The following is a 255-nucleotide window of genomic DNA, read 5'->3' as shown; positions in this document are numbered from 1 at the left end:
CAGATAATGGAGGAAGCACAAGTCTAAGTCAATTACGCTTATCGTTGTATGAAAGCAGTGCCTTTGCTAATAACGACACAGCTACTGATGGTGTGTTGATACTGTTTGGCGCAAATGGAAATAATGGAATAGATGCCAATGATGCATTAAGTATCACAAACTTGGACGAGAATTTTGCGACCAGTAATAACGGTGAACTGCTAAGTATTGAAAACAGGGCAATGCCTCAGGAAACAGAGGAAATACAATTGGAGA

1 protein-coding gene is annotated in these 255 nt (G+C 40.0%); it reads left to right on the top strand.

What is annotated here, in order from left to right; all coding sequences use genetic code 11:
- Window positions 1-255, top strand: a 255-nt coding sequence (locus FC091_RS15275) for a hypothetical protein (RefSeq protein ID WP_171032535.1), incomplete at both ends; no start/stop codon positions are given.

This window comes from Winogradskyella algicola (assembly GCF_005869935.1).
Lineage (GTDB): Bacteria > Bacteroidota > Bacteroidia > Flavobacteriales > Flavobacteriaceae > Winogradskyella > Winogradskyella algicola.
Note: the sequence above shows the minus strand (reverse complement) of the source record. Positions and strands in the feature narration are given on the sequence as shown.